Below are 16350 nucleotides of genomic sequence, written 5' to 3' on the forward strand. Positions count from 1 at the left end.
AAACTAATTATATAAGTTGAAATTGAGGTGTTTTATACATTTACAAATATGTATTAATTCACTTTTGAAGTAATAGATACTTTTATTTTCTTAGAAATATTATCTGAAGCATTACCTACATAAATATAGTACTCTCCTTCTTCTAATTCCCAATCTGATTTATTTTCATTATAATATCTCAGAGAACTAATAGGAATAGATAAATTTAACTTTTCTGAGCTTAGTTTCTTTAAAGATACTTTCTGATATGCCTTTAACTCTTTAGTTGCTCTTTCTACAATAGATTTATGCTTGCCAACGTAAACTTGTACAACCTCTGCTCCATCAACATCACCAATATTATTTAAGCTACAAGTAACTTCAATAGTATCGTTTACATCATACGATTTTTTATCTGATGCAATGTTTTCTAGTTTAAATTCAGTGTAACTTAACCCATGACCAAATGCAAAGGCAGGAGTAATTTTTTTAGTATCATGCCAACGGTATCCAACTAAAATTCCTTCTTTGTATTCTTCGTTTACATTATCACCTGGGTAAGACATTTCACCGTAATGATGAGCAGCGTTATCCTCTAATTTTTTAGGGAAAGTAAAAGGTAATTTACCAGAAGGTGTTACATCTCCAGAAATAATATCTGCTACTGCGTGTCCTGTTTCTGTTCCTAAATACCACCCTTGCATCACCGTTTTTACTTTATCAGACCAAGGTGTAGCCACTGCATTTCCACTAATTAGTACTACGCCAATATTTGAATTTGTAGCTGCTAAAGTTTCAATTAATTCTGGCTGACCAAAAGGAAGATCATACGTTAATCTATCTCCATCTTCACAATCTTGGTGATGACTTTTATTTAACCCTCCAAAAAATAATACAACATCTGCTCCTTTAACTGCTTTTAATGCTTCATTTTTTAGTGAATCAGCATCTAAAGTTGATGGAATAACTTGACCATATTGAGAAGGACCTGAAGCATAACCCATAGTATATACAACTTCTGCATTTTTAAAACGCTCTTGTATTCCTTGTAACGGAGATATTTCATATTCAACTTTCAGTTCTGAAGATCCACCACCAATTGTCATCATTCTTGTCGCATTTTCTCCTATTACGGCAATCTTCATTTTCTTATCACTGATAGGGAAGAAATTACCTTCATTTTGAAGAAGTACGATTCCTTCTTGGGCTACTCTTCTTGCCACATCATGATGATCTTCTGTATTGATACTTCCTAGTGGTTTATTTTCAGCTAAGCTTGTTCTATACATTAATCTTAAAATACGACGTACTTTATCATTAACTACATCTTCAGATACTTCTCCAGAATTTAATATTTCTTTAAAAGGTCCTGCTAAATAATAGTTTTCGTAGTGATTTTTCTCTGAGTAAGTAAGTCCATTTGTACCAGTACCCATTTCAATATCTAAACCATACAATGCAGATTGTTTAGTATTGTGTGCTGCACCCCAGTCTGTTAAGTATACACCGTCAAAACCCCAATCTCCTTTTAGAATATCATTTACTAAATATTCATTATGAGAACAATATTGTCCTCTTATTTGATTGTAAGCCGACATCATAGACCAAACACCACCATCTACTGCAGACTTAAATGCTGGTAAATAAATTTCATGCAAAGCTCTATCACTTAATTCTACATTTATATGACCTCTCCATTTCTCTTGGTTATTGGCTACAAAGTGTTTTACACAAGCTGCAACACCATTAGATTGAACCCCATGAATATAAGGTACAACCATTTGAGAAGCCAAATAAGGATCTTCTCCCATGTACTCAAAATTACGACCATTTAAAGGTGTTCTATAGATGTTAACACCAGGCCCTAATAATATATCTTTTTTACGGTATCTTGCTTCTTCACCAACTGCAACGCCATACTCTTTAGATAAGTCTTCGTTAAAAGTTGCTGCTAAACAAGTTAATGCTGGAAATGCAGTAATAGAGTCGTTAGTCCAACCTGCATACCCCCAATTGTCCCAATTTATTTCTGCTCTTACTCCGTGAGGTCCATCAGACATCCAAATTTCTGGAATACCTAATCTAGGAACACCGGCAGATGTAAATTTAGATTGAGCATGGCACATTGCTACTTTTTCTTCTAATGTAAGTTGGGCAATTATCTCATCAATTTTTTGTTCGGTCTTAGTTGTCTGAGCTATACTCGGTGACAAGTAACCAAACATAAGTAGCATACTAAAAATAGTTGCTTTAAACGTTCTTTTCTTCATCATCATTTTGTTTTAATAATTCGTCTGTTTTTACTGAGAGTTGTTAGTGACACTGTAATTTTTATTATCCACACCCACACCTTTAAAAGTTATTGATTTCCAATTATTTGGCAATGTTGATTTTAGTTGTGTAATCCCTGTGTCTGTTATTTCTAGACCTCCAAATCCAAACATAACAGCTTGCATCATCCCTCCTGCTCCAGTCACGAAGAATGCTAAATTGTTATCTGGTTGTTCTGTAAAAACATTAAAAGGTGGTTTCTGATTATTTACATATCCTTGCTGAAAAAGCTCATAAGCTCTTTCTGTTTCTCCAATTCTTGAGGCTACTACTGATAAAATAGAATGCGACATTGCCGGAGCATGGTAATCTATCTTAGGTTCATAATACTCAAGGTTTCTTTTCATCTGATCTTTATCTGTATAGTACTCCAATGGAAAGGATAGCAAATTTACATCTGCTTGTTTTATCACTCTTCCATCATAACCATCGTATTCCATTGTTATTCCATCTTCCACTAGTACTGGAATATTGTTGGCTACCTCATCCCATTTTGGATTAGGTATTTCTCCAACAATTTCAGCTGCTTTAATTGCTGATTTTAATACTTTAATAGCCGAAGCATTTGTAAACGCATTATCATTTACATTTTCAGCATACTCATCTGCACACACTACATTATTAATGTGACAAACACCATTTTCATCTTTCTCTACTCTACTTACCCAAAAATCTGCAACATTTTGAAGCAACTCATAACCCGATTCCTTTAACCATTTTTTATCTTGAGTAACTTGATAGTACTTCCAAAAAGCAAGACCAATACAAGATGTAATATGTTGTTCGAAAGGACCTGATAATGCCCATGTTGGTGTATCTTCTTCACCTGTTAATGCAGATTCCCAAGGAAACATTGCCCCCTCATATCCATTTGCTAAGGCATTCTTTTTAGCTTGATCTAAACGGTCTAATCTATAATCAAGTATATTTTTTGCTAACTCAGGCTGAAACACTAAAAAAGTAGGGAACATCCATAATTCTGTATCCCAAAATACATGACCATTATATCCGTTACCAGATAAACCTACTGGTGATAGACTTAATCTTGTTCCTTTTCTTACAGAAGAATAAAGGTTAAATAACTGAAGTCTCACATCTAACTGAGCTTTTTGATCACCTTCAATAATTACATCTCCTTCCCAAAGTTTAGCCCAAGCATCTTTATGCCTTTTGATAAGTCTATCATACCCTTCTAGGTGAGCATAAATTGCTTTTCGTTCTGCTTCATTTATTGCATCTACAGATAAAGCCGTATTACAAATAGAGCCAACTACTATAAACTCATAGATTTCTCCCTTTTTTAACTCTTTCTTAAAAGAAGCACGGTTATGCCTAGCATTAACTTCCTCATTTTTTATTTCTGGATATTTTTCATTTTCACCAAATACAAATGACGTTGTCGTAGCTATTTCATATTTACCCGTTGGAGAAGTTGCAGATGTAGATAATAAAGAAATTTCACTCTCCTTACCTACTTGATTGTATCTATGTTTTCCTGGGTTATTAATTTCAGGAACAATTAAGTCATTTCTAAAAATTAAGGATGTGTTTTTTAATGCTTTTACTTTTATACGCACTAATCCTGTATAAGCAAGGTGTCTTAATGCTATAATTTCTTGTTCTACTTCTATAGATTTAGCAAAATTAAATGACGTTGTAAACGTTGCCTCTTTCATGTTTAGCATTTGTTTCCAACTAGTAATTTCTTTATCAGAAGAAACCCATTGTGTTTGTCCCTTTCCTTCTACTCCAATATCCATATTGGCAAAGTTGATTCCTTGTACAATATTAGAAACTCCACCACGTCCATAGATATCCCAAACACCATTTAGAATAACTTCATTAATTTTTAGTGGTTGGTCTGAAGGTACGATTCCAATCATGCCATTAGCCATAGATAAAGAATGGTAGTTCTCTCTAGAATTTGCTTCAATTGTCCAGCCATCTGCTTGAGCAAATACATTTGTGATATTTACTATATTAAATAGTAATAAAAGTAATTTAAGATGTCTCATTTCATTCCTATCAAAGTGCTTTCTACAATGTTAAAAGCACTATAAATAATACGTTAACTTGTTTATGTTTAATTGTTTATATCATTACAACAATAATGATATTTGCACAAAACCAAATAAAAATTCAATCAGTATTATTACGCAATTAATACGACAATAATACGACATGTGCTACTTAAAAATCACATAATCAAACAGTTAAATACTATTTTTTATATTGTATCACAAGAGAAATCACGCAGTACATAAACACATTTTTCGTGCAATAGTGAATTAACTTAACAACCCCCAACATGGTGGTATCATTTAAAAAAATAACATTATCACTTAATAGAACTAATAAGTCTTAAAAAGCAATCTTTAATAACTGTTTTAAGACTATTTATTTACAATTTTTAGATAAAAAAAAACTGAAAGTACCAATGGTACTTCCAGTAAAACTTTTATTTAAATCTACTTTGAAGTATCTCGTTTTAAAGAGATCTATTTCTTCTTGAAGTAAATAAAGTTGAGAACTATATTATATAAAATAATATTTAAGTTGTTCGTTCAGAGCTCCCATACTTAACTATCGCAAAATAGTTTCTTTAAATATTGTCAAGAAGTAAATTTAACTTCCTGACAATATGTATTTTTAGTATCCAGGGTTCTGATCTGCTTCAGTAATTCCTGGATTACCATTTATCTCGTCTAAAGGAATAGGGAATAATTCATGTTTTCCAGAAACAAATCCTAAATCACCTAGTTCTTTTTCAGCTAGACCCCATCTAACTAAATCCCAATAACGTGAACCTTCATAAGCAAGTTCAATACGTCTTTCATTAACAATTGCATCAAATAAAGCACTGCCAGATACTGTAGCATCATAATCCGCTAAACCACCTGCTCTTTGTCTTAATTTGTTAAGCATATTTCTTGCATCTCCTTCTCTACCTTCTCTGTAATATGCTTCAGCTGCTAGTAAAAGAACATCTGAATAACGTAATAATCTCCAGTTTACTGTGTAGTTTAATTCTGGAGTTGCTCCACCTTCACCTGTAGTTTCAGATTCAAAAGTAGTGTACTTTGCTCTTACTAAACCCTCTGTATCCCATCCGTCGTTAAACTTCTGGCCATAAAGTTTCTTTAAACCGTCAGCATCTAATACTGTTGCATTTCTACGACCATCAGTTGGCTCAAATGCATCAAATAACGATTGTGTTGGAGGTAAAAATCCCCATCCAGCTATAAGTTTAGCATCTTCTTCAGGAACAACATCTTCAAGTACATCTAAAGATCTAGGACCTGATAATTGAACATGTCTGTTATCATGAGCATCTCTATTCCAAGTTGTATTACCCCAGTTGTCTCCATTAGAGATAAATGATGCTTCAAATAAAGATTCTTTACCAAACTCAGTACTTTGAAGAGACAAAGTTGAAAAGCTAGGCTCTAAACCTACTTCTGAACCTTCTGTTTGAATTACACTCTCTAATTGAGCAATTGCATTAGTATAATCTCCTTTATACACTCTAACTTTTCCTAATAAACCTTGAGCAGCTTGTTTATTTGCTCTAAAGGCATCTGACGTGCCCTCAAAAGTAGATTTATTTGGTAATACACTAATTGCTTCAGTAAGATCTTTTTCAATTTGTGCGTAAACATCTGCTTTAGGACTTCTTGGCATACCTTCAGTCAAACCTGTCGGAGGAGTAAGCCATAAAGGAACATCACCAAATACCGTCACCAATTCGAAATAGTAAAAAGCTCTTAAAAACTTAGCTTCACCTACCATTCTTTTCATCAAATCACTCTCTGCATTTATTACATTAGTAATAATTTGATTTGTTCTATAAACACCAAAATAGTTTGTTTGATAAACTGATCTTACTGCTAAATTTTCGGCATGCCATCTAAAATCATCAATTTCTTGTAATTGAGGTTGATCACCTGCAGATGAACCACCACAATTTAATCCATCAGATGGTAAATTTTTGATTACAAATGGACTATTCCATCCATTCATTTGATCTGAAGATAACATATCATATGCAGCTACTAGACCTAATTGAAGTTGTTCTTCAGTTTGATAATATGTAGAAGCTTCTGATTTACCGTAAGGCTCTACTTCTAAGAACTCAGATGAACAAGATGAAAGCATTGCTGTTGCTGCTAGCACAGTCAATAGTTTCTTAAATTTATATATTTTCATTGTCGTATTTCTTTGTTAAGTGTATGATTTAGAAAGTTACTGCAAGACCAAATAACAGTTTTCTAGAAACAGGATATGTTCCAAAATCAACTCCTTGAGCATTATTTTCTTTACTACCAATCTCAGGATCAACACCATCATAGTTTGTAAAAGTAAAGAAATCATTTAGTGACACATAAACTCTTGCTCTGCTTAATAATGCTTTAGATGCAATTTTACTTGGAAGAGTATATCCTAATTGAATTTGTCTAATTTTCAAGTAGCTAGCATCTTGTACTAATAAATCACTTTTAAAATATCTAGAATCTAAATAATCAGCTCTTGGATAAGAAGCGTTATCACCGTTATTTCTCCAACGATCTTCAGTAATGCTTGATAATCTATTTACAGCTTTGTTATCAGCTCTCATGAAAGCAATGTAGTTTTGATGACCTGTAGCACCTTGTAAGAAAATGTTTAAGTCAAAACCTTTATATGCTACTGAGATATTTGCTCCATAAATAAATGTTGGGTGTGGAGATCCAATATTTGTTACATCTTGATCATTAATTTCACCATCTCCGTTAATATCTTTTACGATTGGATCACCTGGTTTTACTTTATTCTCATTGTTTGGATCTGTATAAGTAGGGTCAGTAATGTTATTTTCTTCTACCCATTGAGCTATATGAGCTTCATCTCTGAAAATACCTTCGTTTTGGAATCCTCTATAATACCAAACTGGAAAACCTTCTTCAAAATAAGTTAAAGTACCTGCTACAGGTAAAGAAGCACCATTAATTCTTGTAAGTTCTGCTGGTACTGATACTACTTCATTCTTATTAAATGAACCATTAAAGCTCACATCATAAGTAAATTCGTTTTCACTATTTCTATATCCTAAAATTAATTCAAGACCTTCGTTAGATACTGTACCTGCATTAGTATAAGGTGCATAGTTACCTTGAGAAAGTGCAGGAGAAGCTGTTGTTAAAAGATCTTTCGTTAATTTTTTATAGTAATCAGCTGTAAAGTAAATTTTACTATCCAAAGCTCTTAAGTCGATACCAATGTTTGTTTGTTCAGAAGTTTCCCACTTTAAATTTGGGTTAGCTAATACTTCCGGTTCAGCACCAGTCATAAGGATATTGTCAGAACCAGGGTAAGAAATACCAGTAGTTCTAATTAAAGACCTGTATTGATCTGGTCTTAAGTTTGATAAACTACCATTTTGTCCCCAGCTACCTCTTACTTTTAAGTAATCAATTGCACTGATATTCCAGAAGCTTTCGTTAGAAACATTCCAACCAACAGAAACTGATGGGAATGTACCCCACTTGTTCTCTGATCCAAATAAAGATGAACCATCTCTACGGAAAGTTGCTTCAATAATATATCTATTATCATAGTCATAAGATACACGAGCAAAATATGAAGCTAATGTCTTCATTTCGTTTCCTCCACCAACACGGTCATTATCTCTAGACGTTACATAGTTAGGGTATCTAAATTGGTCGTTTTCAACAACCATATTTCCTGATTTAGTATCTAAATTTCTATAATTGTTTTCTTGAGCAGATACACCTATTAAACCTGTAATTGTACTTTTCCCAATAGTAGTATTATAAGTAGCAAAGTTCTCCCACATCCAAGTACTCCATGATTGCTCATTCGCAGTTACTGTTGGAGCATTTTCATGCTTTTGAGAGTTAGCCCAGAAACTTGGGTTCCAGCTATTATAACTTCCTTGTGCAATATCAAAACCAATTCTAGAACTAATTTTAAGTCCTTTTACAGGCTTAAGATTAACCATACCAGTAGTTAAAATCTTATTTTCTGTATAAACACCTCTTGCATTTTCTAATTTTGTTAAAGGATTATATATCTCTCCTTTTAAGAAATCATTATTAGTAACCCCATAGTAATTACCATCTTGATCACGAGTTAAAAGCTTTCCTTCATTTAATTTTTCTTGCATGTAAGGAGTAAGTGCATTTGGAGCATATCTAGCTTTTGCTGTTGGATCCATTAATAAAGCTGCATTTACAAGACCATTATAAGCATCATCTTCAGTAATTGTAGCTCTTTTAGAATTTGTAATTGCAATGTTTGCAGATACATCTATCCAATCTTTAATATCTCTTGTTAAGTTCAAGCGACCATTGATTCTTTCATAGCTTGCTTTATCACCACCGATTACACCATCTTGAGAAGTATAACCTGCACTTAATAAATAAGATCCTTTGTCTGATCCACCTGAGAATGATAAATTATGACTCATCATTGGTGCTTCTTGAGCTGCAGCATCTAAGAAGTTTGTTCCTTCTCCTTGTTTACTTGGGTCTGGCACATAAAAACCGTCAATTTTACCTAACTCATCTTGATGAGCTTCTTGCATGAATTGTGCATATTCTTTAGCATTCATCATTTGAGGAGTGTTACCCAATGTTTGGATACCATATTGGAAAGAGTAGTCAATGCTAGATTTAGCACCTTTTTTACCGCCTTTAGTAGTAATGATTACAACACCATTTGCTCCTTCAGAACCATAAATTGCAGAAGATGCTGCATCTTTAAGTACTTCCATAGATGCAATATCTGTTGGAGATAAGAAGCTAATGTTTCCAGTTTTCATACCGTCAACAATATATAAAGGATCACTATTTCCGTTAGACCCTGCACCACGAATACGAATTTTAATTCCATTACCTGGAGAACCTGATTGAGGTGTTACTGTAACACCAGCTGCTTTACCTTGTAATGCTTGTTCTGCAGAAATGGCTGAACTTACAATGTCATCAGCATCTACACTAGCAATTGCACCAGTTACCAATGATTTCTTTTGAACACCATAACCAACTACAACTACTTCTTCTAGTTGTTCAGCATCAACTTCTAAAGATACATCAAAAGTTGTTCGAGTACCGATTACCATTTCTTTATCTAGATAACCAATAAAGCTAAACACTAATGTTTGAGCAGATTCTTTAACATTTAAAGAGAATTTACCATCAAAATTAGTTACTGTACCTGTTGTTGTTCCTTTGATTTGTACGTTTACACCAGGAAGGGGAGATGAATCCTCTCCTAAGATTGTTCCAGTCAGAACCTTATCTTGTGCTAATAATTGTGTACTAGTTAGCGACATAAAAGCAAATAGGAATATCCCTAAAATACTTTTAAAGTTTAGTAGCTTGAGCATGTTTTTAGTAGAAAAAATTTAATAATAGTAATAATAATATCCATTTCGGATTGCTTCACCTTTAAAGAAAAACGATAAAAGTGCCTAGAATAATTTATTCAGAATACATAGAATAGATTGCAAATTTTAGTAGAAGAGAATAAATTAAATAGCCTGGAAATTGTAAATAGTTATTAGTTAACTCATGTAGACAGATTTAAAATTTCATTTCAATTATTAGTTCGACGTCGTATACAACATTAGTAAGAATGTGAAAAAACATGAAAATTATTAAGATACTTTTTTACACTTTTAATACAACATTAATACAACATCAATTTTCAACCATCAATTTATCAGATACTTACACACTAATTATAAGTAATTTATTTTACGACAACTTTTATTAACAATAAACAAAAAGGCCAACTAATCAGTTGTGACTAGTTGGCCTTTTTAAATTTACATGTAATAAATGACGTAATAATATCAATCCAAATGTTTAAATTTCATCATAAAGCCACTTCAATATTGTATTTCCTGTTGCATAAATATTTACCTCTCTCGTTTTTGTTAATTGCAATAATTTTGCTTCTGTCTTTTCTGCAGTAGATAATGCTACCCAAACAGTACCAACTGGCTTATCTTTTGTCCCTCCTCCTGGTCCTGCAATACCTGTGGTCGCAATTCCATAATCTGTCTTATATTTTTCTCTTACATTGTTGGCCATTTGTAAAGCTGTTTCTTCGCTAACAGCACCATGTTCTAATAAAGTTTCTCCTTGTACATCAAGCTGTGTCATTTTCACTTCATTGCTATAAGAAACTATACCACCTTTATAAAAGGCAGAACATCCAGAAAGGGTAGTAATTCTTTTTGCAATTGCACCCCCAGTACAAGATTCTGCAGTTGCTAGAGTTACCCCTTTTTCAATCATTTTATTCATAATCATTTGCTCGATTTCCACATCGTCTTCAGCAAATAAATTATCTCCTAATAAAGGACGTAATTTTTCAACTTGAGCTTCAATAGCATTATCTAAAACTTCTTTGTTGTCTCCAACTGCTGTTAATCTTAATCTAACCTGCCCAAACCTTGGAAGATAAGCTAAACCAATAAACTCAGGTAATGCATCTTCCCACTCTTCAATTTGGTCTGCCAATAAAGATTCAGGAATACCCATTGTCCTCAGCATTTTATGAACTATAAAAGGTGTATCATATTTTGATTGTAGTTTCCCTAAAATTGAATCAGACATTAATCTTTTCATTTCATATGGTACACCTGGCATAGAAACAAAAGTTTTATTTCCCTGCTCAAACCACATTCCCGGCGCTGTACCTACCGGATTCATTATAACTTCTCCATTTTCTGGCACTTCAGCTTGTTGCCTATTTAAATCTGTTAATGCCCTATTCCTTGTTTTAAATAACTCTGCAATATTATCAAAAACTTCTTGTCTAAATGTCATCCCTACATTAAAGTATTCCGCTATTGTTTTTTTTGTGATATCATCTTTAGTTGGTCCTAAACCTCCAGTAATCAATATTATATCAGCACGTTTCTGTGCTTCATCTAAAATTGTTAAGATTTCTTCTTTTGTATCTCCTATAGATGTTTTACGAATTACCTTAAAACCCAGCTTATTTAATTCTTGTCCTATCCATTGAGAATTTGTGTCTGTAATCTGTCCATAGAGAATCTCATCTCCTATGGTTACTATTTCTACGTAAGTATGCTTTTTCATATATGTTTTGTTTTTAAGTTCTTATCTCCGAAATTATAGATTCATCATGCATTAAAAAATGAGTAGACCAAATAAATTTCGATTAATAGGTATAATGTCTGGTACTAGCCTAGATGGCATAGACTTATGTTATGCTGAATTTTGGAAAGACAGTAATAGACAATGGAAGTACTACATGCCCTATACTGAAAGTGTTGATTACACTGATGAATGGCGTAGTAAACTCGACCAAGCTGAAAATCTTTCTGCACTCGAATATATACAATTAGATCGTGCATTAGGTAAGAAACTAGGGCAACATGCAAAAAGTTTTATAGATAAACATAATCTTAAAGTTGATTACGTTTGTAGCCATGGGCATACAATCTTTCATCAAACAGAAATAGGTATTACTTCTCAGATTGGTGGAGGAGCAGAAATTGCTGCAGAAAGTAAGCATAATGTAATTAATGATTTTAGAATTGCTGATGTTGCTTTAGGTGGTCAAGGTGCTCCATTGGTTCCTATTGGTGATAGGCTATTATTTCATGATTATCATTATCGTCTAAATTTAGGTGGTATTGCTAATATTTCTTATGATGTAAATAGCGAAACTATTGCTTTTGATGTGGCTCCGGCAAATATGCCTCTCAATTATTATATGCGTACTTTGGGCAAAGAGTTTGATGAAGACGGTAAATTAAGTAGTACAGGTAAAGTGAATCAGGAAGTATATAATAAATTAAATGATTTACCTTTTTACGAAACGTTCCAAACAAAATCTTTGGGAAAAGAATGGGTTTTTGAACATTATATGCCTCTCTTAAATCAAATTGAAAAAATTGAAGATAGATTAGCTACGAGCATTGAACATACTGCTTATCAAACTGCAAGAATAATAGAAAATGCTACTGAGAAGTCTAAATTCCATTTTGGAAAATCTCGCTTGCTTATAACTGGTGGTGGTGCTTTTAATAGTTTCTTAGTGGATAGAATAAAAGCACATTGTACCTCTACAGAAGTTGTAATACCGTCTGAAAAAATCATAAATTATAAAGAAGCATTGTTATTTGCTTTTTTAGGTTGCCTGCGTCTTAAAAAAGAGAACAATAGTTTAAAAAGTGTTACTGGAGCTTCTATTGATAATTGTGGAGGAGTAATTCATCATATCTTTACAAAATCTCCTGAAATAATAAATTCTACAGAAGATATAGCAGACGAAATACCCTCATTCAATAAAATAATTGGTTGTGGAGGGTAACAATACAAGAAGAATATTCGATATTATATGAGAATCAACATAAAAACTATGCGCATACAATACAATGCTCCTGTTACACTGACATACACTTTTATCAGTGCTGCATTTATTATACTAAAAGAATTTCTTTTTATAGACTTAACTTCCATTTTTTCTGTTGGAGGGTATGGCTCTATGGCTATTACAAATCCAATAACATATATACGTCTTTTTACCCACGTAATTGGACATGGTAGCTGGGAACACTTTATGGGAAACTTTACCTATATACTTTTACTAGGACCTATATTAGAAGAGAAGTACGGCAGTAAACAATTATTGAACATGATTCTTGTAACTGCATTTATTACAGGTATTATTAATGCAATATTCCTATCGAGTGGACTTCTTGGAGCTAGTGGCGTTGTATTTATGTTTATACTTCTTAGCTCAATTGTAAATGTACAGAAAGGAGGAATACCCCTTACTTTTGTATTAATTGTTATACTATTTTTAGGACAGGAATTACTTTCTGCCTTTGATCAAGATAACATTTCACAATTAGCTCATGTAATTGGTGGTATTTGTGGGGCAATTTTTGGTTTTAGTATCGATAAACATAATTCTAAGAAAATTGGAAGCTAGAACAGTTCTTTTTTAAGAAACTGATTAATCTCTCTCCTCAATATTTCCTTGGTTAGCAATATCTTTGTTCGTGTATCTATACGATTCCTTGTCATTTATATACTGCATGACATCGTAAAGGTGCACGAACAATTGTTTTCCACCTAAAGTATCTACTATACTTGTTTTAAAAAGTAAATCTCGGACCGGACCAACAACGGTTACCATATATACCTCGATTCCTTTTTTATTTGCCTTACCAATAAATAATTTCAATTCTGTGAGTGCAGTCACATCTATATAATTAATACTTTCCGATTTTATAATAATTGATGTTATGTTGGATCGAGCATCAACAAGTTCTTTAATCGTATCAATTACAAATTTTATATTACTAAAATAAAGCGGAGCATCTATCCTTAAAATCAATACGCCTTCTTTTTCTTTCGCCGATTCAAAACGGAGAATATTTCTATGAATATGAGTTCCTTCAATTTTACCTAATACTGCCATATGAGGATAAAGTGAATGATACATAAAAACAGCTACAGATGCCGATAAACCAGCTGAAAGCCCTATAATTACACCAAATTCTACTGTAGTTAAGAAAGTGATTATAACAACTACAAACTCTCTTTTCTTTAAGAAATAGATATTTTTAAAGTAATTAAAACTAAATAAACTTGGAGTTGCAGCAATAATAATCCCACCTAAAACTGCTTTAGGTAAATAGTAAAATACATGAGTCATAAACAATAAAACTAATGCAATCATTACAGTAGATACCAAGTTAGATGCTCTCGTATTTGCTCCAGATTCACTATTTATTGCTGTTCTAGAAAAACTCGAACTTGCTTGATACCCTCCAAATAAAGCACCTACTGCATTGGCAATTCCTAAAGCAATAAATTCTTGATTCGGATTAGTTTTACTACCAGGCTCATCTACAGATTTAGAAATACTATTTGATACTGTAAACCCAATAATAGCAACAACCAATGCCACGGGGATTATTTCTAACAGGTTTACAGAAGAAAAATCGAGTAATTGAAAAGTCGGTAATCCTTTTGGAATTGTTCCTATAACATGGATTCCGTACTCTTCTAAATCAAATACTATACTTAAAGTAATACCTATTACTACTACTATTGGTGTTGATATTTTAGATAGATCAAATCGTTTTAAAAGTAAGATCATTAAGATTGTAGAAATACCAAGACCAAAAGTTAACAGGTCAAACTGGCGCCAATTATTTATCATATTAATAATATTCTTATGAAAATAATTAGAGCTTTCGTGGTCTATTCCTAAAACATGTTTAAACTGGCTAAATCCTATTAATAATGCAGCTGCTGTTGTAAATCCTTTTAATAATGGCTCTGAAAAGAAGTTTGCTATAAACCCTAACTTTATATTTCCGGCAATAAATTGAAAAATTCCGGCTAAGAAAACAATTATAAGTACATGTTCAACATAAGCTGTTTCTGTAAGTGCAATACCTATTCCTGCCATTCCAGAAGCCAATAACATGGAGTCTAAAGCTGCAGGGCCAATAACCAATTTATTGGATGAACCAAAGAAAAAATAAAGTAACGGAGCCATTAAAGAGGCATACAAACCATACTCTACAGGTACACCAGCAATAACTGCATAAGCCATTCCTTGTGGAATAAGTAATACTCCTGTAGCAAAACCAGCAGAAAGGTCTCCAGTTAAATATGCTTTTTTATAATTCTTGATTAAGGATAAGAATGGTAATTTCTCTTGAATTGCCCCCATATAGAATAATGGATTATTATATTTTTATTTTCACTTCTAAGTTATCTAGATTATTCTAAATAATCCCGAAAACACACCCAAACTATCAAAATTATTTACAAACAAAGAAATACGGTGTAAAGTTATCAACATTTAAATGCTTATTTATCAGAAAGTTATCAACATTTGACGCAATTACACCCTAAAAGTATAGTTGATATTGAAATAGTTATACAGTTGTCAACATTGAGTTGTGAATAAACACTACATCTTCATCAATTGTTAGTATAAATCATCTCTAAATAATAGAATTATACAAATATACTATTGTCTTTGATCAAGAATACAGTAAATTTGAAATTAATTACCAGCTGTTAAATATCATTTAGTTTTTACCTATAATCTTGTACCTGATTTGGTTTATTTTTTTTAAAAACTATGTATTAACAGTATAATTATTCACTTTGTAAGCTAATTAATAGAACTATTGATGTGTAACCTCTGTTAATTTTACAATTACAACGTAATTCATTATTTGTTTTATCTTATTTCCCCTTTTGTGAAAGCATTAAAACTTAAAACAAAAACATATATACGCAGATTTGCTATAGGTGATATTCATGGTTGCTACAAGACTTTTAAACTTCTTTTAGAAGATGAGCTAAAAATCACTACGCAAGATGTTATTTTCTTAGTGGGTGATTATATTCATAAAGGCCCAAATAGTGAAAAGGTTATTGATTATATTATTGATCTACAAAAAGATGGATACAACATCTTTCCCATTAGAGGTAATCACGAAGAAAACTTGATCATTAAACAAAGAACTTACCGTCCCACTTTTGCAAGGTTTATTGCTAAAATGAATACTCGGTATGGAAAATCTATACTAAGTAAAGACGGAGAGTTGTACTTAAAACATAAGGAGTTTTTTAAGGCATTACCTTACAGAATACAAATCGAGGATTATCATATTGTCCATGCAGGGTTCAATTATGAGGCAGAAAAACCAAAGAAGGATTTTGATGCAATGCTTAATACGCGAAAACCTCTACCAGAAATTCTACCTAAAATGTTAAAGAAAAGACGTGTAATCCATGGACATACTCCCATTTCTATTGATAAATTAAAACAAAGTATTGCTGAACAATCTCCTTTAATTAATATTGATTCTGGTTGTGCCTTCTTTAAGAAAGTCACAAATGAGCAAGCAAATCAGCTCGGCTTTTTATCTTGCTTTAACCTGGATACTCAAGAGCTTATCACAATACGAAATAAAGATCAAGAACCTCAATTATTAAGTACCGTTCCTGCATATCATTAAGT

9 protein-coding genes are annotated in these 16350 nt (G+C 32.5%); 3 read left to right on the forward strand and 6 right to left on the reverse strand.

The window, feature by feature from the left end; all coding sequences use genetic code 11:
- Positions 1-53 precede the first annotated feature (53 nt).
- From EI427_RS10895 to EI427_RS10915, 5 genes are all read right to left on the reverse strand, one after another.
- Complete coding sequence (locus EI427_RS10895; protein WP_205727844.1) at positions 54-2255, reverse strand: glycoside hydrolase family 3 C-terminal domain-containing protein; 2202 nt, start codon at positions 2253-2255, stop codon at positions 54-56.
- 24 nt (positions 2256-2279) lie between these two features.
- A complete protein-coding gene (locus EI427_RS10900; RefSeq protein WP_126614506.1) occupies positions 2280-4325 on the reverse strand; it encodes a glycosyl hydrolase family 95 catalytic domain-containing protein in 2046 nt (681 codons plus the stop codon).
- A 634-nt stretch (positions 4326-4959) separates the two neighbouring features.
- Positions 4960-6516: a RagB/SusD family nutrient uptake outer membrane protein gene (locus EI427_RS10905; RefSeq protein ID WP_126614508.1), complete on the reverse strand. Its 1557-nt coding sequence runs from the start codon at positions 6514-6516 to the stop codon at positions 4960-4962.
- Between the two features lie 28 nt (positions 6517-6544).
- Complete coding sequence (locus tag EI427_RS10910; RefSeq protein WP_126614510.1) at positions 6545-9697, reverse strand: SusC/RagA family TonB-linked outer membrane protein; 3153 nt, start codon at positions 9695-9697, stop codon at positions 6545-6547.
- 481 nt (positions 9698-10178) lie between these two features.
- Positions 10179-11423: a competence/damage-inducible protein A gene (locus EI427_RS10915; RefSeq protein ID WP_126614512.1), complete on the reverse strand. Its 1245-nt coding sequence runs from the start codon at positions 11421-11423 to the stop codon at positions 10179-10181.
- A gap of 58 nt (positions 11424-11481) precedes the next feature.
- On the opposite strand from EI427_RS10915, the gene EI427_RS10920 reads away from it, so the two are divergent.
- Complete coding sequence (locus tag EI427_RS10920; protein WP_126614514.1) at positions 11482-12663, forward strand: anhydro-N-acetylmuramic acid kinase; 1182 nt, start codon at positions 11482-11484, stop codon at positions 12661-12663.
- Between the two features lie 48 nt (positions 12664-12711).
- Positions 12712-13287 carry a rhomboid family intramembrane serine protease gene (locus EI427_RS10925; RefSeq protein ID WP_126614516.1) on the forward strand — a complete coding sequence of 192 codons (576 nt, stop codon included), beginning with the start codon at positions 12712-12714 and terminating at the stop codon, positions 13285-13287.
- A 24-nt stretch (positions 13288-13311) separates the two neighbouring features.
- Here EI427_RS10925 and EI427_RS10930 read toward each other — a convergent pair whose 3' ends face one another.
- Positions 13312-15045 carry a SulP family inorganic anion transporter gene (locus tag EI427_RS10930; RefSeq protein ID WP_126614518.1) on the reverse strand — a complete coding sequence of 578 codons (1734 nt, stop codon included), beginning with the start codon at positions 15043-15045 and terminating at the stop codon, positions 13312-13314.
- A 538-nt stretch (positions 15046-15583) separates the two neighbouring features.
- Here EI427_RS10930 and EI427_RS10935 point away from each other — a divergent pair.
- The gene (locus EI427_RS10935) at positions 15584-16348 is read left to right on the forward strand and encodes a metallophosphoesterase family protein (RefSeq protein WP_170178446.1); all 765 of its coding nucleotides are present in this window, start codon (positions 15584-15586) and stop codon (positions 16346-16348) included.
- The last annotated feature ends 2 nt before the right edge of the window (positions 16349-16350 follow it).

Source organism: Flammeovirga pectinis, assembly GCF_003970675.1.
Lineage (GTDB): Bacteria > Bacteroidota > Bacteroidia > Cytophagales > Flammeovirgaceae > Flammeovirga > Flammeovirga pectinis.

Coding starts and splice junctions, on each gene's coding strand:
- EI427_RS10915 (WP_126614512.1), bottom strand. CDS start 11,423: ATGAAAAAGCATACTTACGTAGAAATAGTAACCATAGGAGATGAGATT.
- EI427_RS10930 (WP_126614518.1), bottom strand. CDS start 15,045: ATGGGGGCAATTCAAGAGAAATTACCATTCTTATCCTTAATCAAGAAT.
- EI427_RS10925 (WP_126614516.1), top strand. CDS start 12,712: ATGCGCATACAATACAATGCTCCTGTTACACTGACATACACTTTTATC.
- EI427_RS10910 (WP_126614510.1), bottom strand. CDS start 9,697: ATGCTCAAGCTACTAAACTTTAAAAGTATTTTAGGGATATTCCTATTT.
- EI427_RS10900 (WP_126614506.1), bottom strand. CDS start 4,325: ATGAGACATCTTAAATTACTTTTATTACTATTTAATATAGTAAATATC.
- EI427_RS10895 (WP_205727844.1), bottom strand. CDS start 2,255: ATGATGATGAAGAAAAGAACGTTTAAAGCAACTATTTTTAGTATGCTA.
- EI427_RS10905 (WP_126614508.1), bottom strand. CDS start 6,516: ATGAAAATATATAAATTTAAGAAACTATTGACTGTGCTAGCAGCAACA.
- EI427_RS10920 (WP_126614514.1), top strand. CDS start 11,482: ATGAGTAGACCAAATAAATTTCGATTAATAGGTATAATGTCTGGTACT.